This window comes from Microbacterium sp. (genome assembly GCF_047972865.1).
In the GTDB taxonomy this organism is placed as follows: Bacteria; Actinomycetota; Actinomycetes; order Actinomycetales; family Microbacteriaceae; genus Microbacterium.
In genome coordinates this window covers 1-3843 of sequence record NZ_JBKEAY010000130.1, presented here as the reverse complement: position 1 = coordinate 3843, position 3843 = coordinate 1, and the positions used below count along the sequence as shown (strand labels likewise).

The following is a 3843-nucleotide window of genomic DNA, read 5'->3' as shown; positions in this document are numbered from 1 at the left end:
ACCGCCGCTCGCAACGCCTTGACCATCTCGGCCCCCGTGCGTTCCCCCGCCTGCAGCAGCCGCGGCCTGCTCGCACCCCCGCAGCGGAGCACCCGCATCCGATCGCCGTCGCGGGTGAATGGCACACCGAGCTCAGCCAACCAGCGGATCGCGTCCGGGCCGTCCGACGTGAGCCGTCGCGCCAGCTCGGGACGCGCCGCCCGATGTCCGGCGGCGAAGGTGTCGTCGAAGTGCGAAGCCGGTGAATCGTCCGGGCCCACCGCGGCCTGGATCCCGCCCTGGGCACGGCCCGTGTTGGATGCCCCGAGCGCGGCCTTCGTCAGGATGACGACGCGGGCGCCCGCGTCGGCGGCAGCGATGGCGCCGGACATCCCGGCTCCGCCGGACCCCACGACCGCAACGTCCCACACCGTGTCGTCCACCCCCGGCCCACCGCCCATCGCCGTTCCGCTCATGCAGCCGCGTCACCCGAGACCAGCATGCGCTGGGCGGCGAACTGGGTGAACGCATCGACCGCACGCCGGGGGGTTCGGTGGGCGTGCTGCACCACCCAGAACTGCCGTGCCAGCCCGTCCCCCTCGATGTCGAGGGCGACCAGGCTCCCGTCGGTGATCTCACGTTCGACCGCCAGGCGCGAGATGACCGTGACGCCGAACCCGTCGAGGACCGCGGCCTTCACCGACTGCTGGAGGCCCAGTTCCATGGTCACGGTGAGATCGGTGCCGCGGATACCCGCGACGCGCAGCGCCTGCTCGATGACCGCGCGCACGCCGCTACCCTCCTGCTGCATGATCAACGGATGGTCGGCCAGTTCGGCGAGACCGATGCGCTCACGGCCCGCGAGATCGTGATCCGGCGCCACGATCACCACGAGTTCGTCGCGCATGAACGGCGTGAAGGTCAAGCCGCGCTGCGGACGGGCCGCGCCGACCATCCCCAGCTCGAGCGTCTCGTCGAGCACGCGGTCGCAGACCGTCTGGGTGTCCAGCACCTGGAGTCGCACCTCGACCTGGGGGTGGGCGGCCGCGAATTCACCCAGCAGTCGCGGCAACACCAACTCGCCGGGGCCGGTGGACGATCCCAGCATCAGCGGGCCCGAGATGTGCTGATCCAGCTCCTGCAGTTCGCGCACGAGGTCCTGTTCGAGGGTGCGGACGCGCAGGGCGCAGCGGTACGCGGCTTCGCCGGCCTCGGTCAGCGCCAGCGGACGGCCGCCGCGATCCAGCAGGCGATGTCCCAACGACTCCTCCAGCGAGCGCACCTGAAGCGACACCGCCGGTTGGGAGATGTCGAGTTCGTCGGCGGCGGCGGAGAAGGACCCCCGTTCCACCACCAGCCGGAACGTGTGGAGCTGGCGGATGTCCATCAACCGAGTCTAGTGCCCCCCGGGGAGGGACGTTCGCGGGCGAGGTCATCGTTGGTGCAGCGGCGACCGATATCAGTGACAGAGACCTCCGTCAGATCGGTCCACGGTGTCAGCTCTGGAGTCCGACCACACACATCACACGCAAGCGCGGTGGGCACCACCCAGGACCACGCGGTGCGAGCTGTGCCACCGCCGGCCGGCGGTCGTGGGCGATCACTTCTGCACCGGCTGCCGGATGATCCTGGTCGGCCGATTCCTGGGTGTGCTGATGCCCCCGTCCGAACGTCCCCGAGCCGACGAGGCCGGGTCCCCGGCGCCGGACGAAGGGTTCAGGGGGCGCCGCGCTCGTCGCGAGGCGTGAGGAGCTCCGGGGTGAGCCCGGCGATGGCGTCCAGAAGCACCGCGGCATGGCCGATCGCGTCTGGGTCGGGCCGATAGTCGGGGTTTGGGATGGCGACCACCCGCATCCCGGCGGCGGCCGCAGCGCGGATGCCGCCGGCGGAATCCTCGATCGCCGCGCAGCACGCCGGTTCGACCTGGAGGCGTGCGGCGGCTTCGAGGAAGACGTCGGGCGCCGGCTTGCCCCGCGGCACCGACTCGGACGAGACGACGGCGGCGAACTCGCCGCGGATGTCCATTGCGGCGAGCGCCGCCTCGATGACCCGCAGCGGCGAGGACGACGCGACCGCCAGCGGCCAGCGGCGGCCCATTCTGCGGACCGCGGCGGCGGCACCCGGAAGACTCGGCACGTCGACGCGGTAGCGCTCGATCAATGCCTCGGACACGTGATCGAGGATCTCCGCAGGCGAGAGGCGCACGCCCAGTTCGTCGTGCATGTAGCCCGACCATTCCGCCGAGTTCATCCCCATCATCGCCCGGTGCACCCCGTCGTACCACGTGCCACCGTGCTCGCGGGCGAGCGCCTCGCGCACCCGGTCCCACAGTGACTCGGAGTCGATCAGCACACCGTCCAGATCGAAGATCACCGCCGCCGGTTCCATGCCGCACAGGCTAGTGATGGGCATCGTCGTCCGCCGGACGGCGACGTCGGGATAGCCGGTCCCCGCCGTCGCCGCTCCCCCCGGATTTGACTTCAAGAGTTACCTTCCGTAACTTGTCGTTCACTGGTTATCTATCGTGCGCTGCGCACGACGAGGTGAACATGGATCACGGTCCCACGTATGAACTTCCGGTCCTGCCGCTCGACGACGCGGTGCTGCTTCCGGGCATGTCGGTGAGCTTCCCCATCGTCACCGACGAACAGGCGACGGCGGTCGAACATGCCGTCGACGGGCGCCTCGTGGCCGTCCCGCGACTCGATGGGACGCTCGCGACGCTCGGCACCATCCTGCGCATCACCGGTCAGGTGTCGCTGCCCGACGGCACCCGCGCGGTCTCGGTGGAGGTCGATGGACGCGCGGAACTGGGTTCCGCCGGCGCCGGCGAGCCCCTGACCATCAGCGTCCGCGAGATCGAGGACGACACGCCCGACGATCCCGATGTTGTCGAGCTGGCCACCGAGTACCGCGCGCTCGCCGAGGCCGTGGCGTCAGCGCGTGGCGACGCCCGACGTGTCGCCGCGTTCCTGCGCGCAATCGACGCGCCGGGACGGCTGGCCGACACCATCGGATACGCCCCGGAGGTTCCGGTGGCGACGAAGGCCGAGGTGCTCGCCACCATCGACGTCACGCAGCGACTCCAACGCGCCGTCGATGCCCAGCGTGAGCGCCTCGCGGAGATCAACACCCGCCAGCGGATCCTCGATGAGGTCACCGATGGCATGGAGAAGAGCCAACGCGACGCGATTCTGCGTCGGCAGATGGAAGCGATCCAGCGCGAGCTCGACGGCGAGGGCGGCGGCGGTGAGGACTGGCGACAGCGCATCGAAGCAGCCGGAATGCCCGACGACGCACGCGCCGAAGCCGAACGTGAGCTCAGCCGCCTTGAGCGGCAGGGCGACGGCCCCGAGGCGGGCATGATCCGGTCCTACCTGGAGTGGATGGTCTCCCTCCCCTGGAACACCCGCAGTGACGAGCGCCTGGAGATCGACGAGGCCCAGCGCATCCTCGATGCCGATCACGCGGGGCTCGAGAAGGTCAAGGAGCGCATCATCGAGTACCTGGCGGTGCGCAAGCTGCGCCGCGATCGCGACATAGACGACACCGGCAACGGCGTCATCCTCAGCCTGGTCGGCCCGCCCGGCGTCGGGAAGACCTCGCTGGGCGAATCGGTGGCGAGAGCGACCGGCCGTGAGTTCGTCCGCATCAGCCTGGGCGGCGTCCGCGACGAGGCTGAGATCCGGGGGCATCGCCGCACCTACATCGGGGCGCTCCCCGGCCGCATCGTGCGTGCGCTACGGGATGCGGGAACCCGCAACCCCGTCGTGCTGCTCGACGAGATCGACAAGGTCGGGAACGACTGGCGGGGCGACCCCACATCGGCGCTGCTCGAGGTGCTCGACCCGGCCCAGAACCACA

At 70.4% G+C, this 3843-nt stretch carries 4 protein-coding genes; 1 reads left to right on the top strand and 3 read right to left on the bottom strand.

What is annotated here, in order from left to right:
• The 3 genes from ACK5KK_RS08085 to ACK5KK_RS08075 form a co-directional block, all read right to left on the bottom strand.
• On the bottom strand, positions 1-455 hold a 455-nt coding region (locus ACK5KK_RS08085), incomplete at its 3' end, for an FAD-dependent oxidoreductase (protein ID WP_416889574.1).
• Positions 452-1366, bottom strand: coding sequence for a LysR substrate-binding domain-containing protein (locus ACK5KK_RS08080; RefSeq protein ID WP_416889573.1), 915 nt, complete (start codon positions 1364-1366; stop codon positions 452-454). The genes ACK5KK_RS08085 and ACK5KK_RS08080, both read right to left, overlap by 4 nt.
• A gap of 329 nt (positions 1367-1695) precedes the next feature.
• Complete coding sequence (locus tag ACK5KK_RS08075; RefSeq protein ID WP_416889572.1) at positions 1696-2367, bottom strand: HAD family hydrolase; 672 nt, start codon at positions 2365-2367, stop codon at positions 1696-1698.
• A gap of 161 nt (positions 2368-2528) precedes the next feature.
• Here ACK5KK_RS08075 and ACK5KK_RS08070 point away from each other — a divergent pair.
• The coding region (locus ACK5KK_RS08070; protein ID WP_416889571.1) for an LON peptidase substrate-binding domain-containing protein at positions 2529-3843 on the top strand (1315 nt) is incomplete at its 3' end.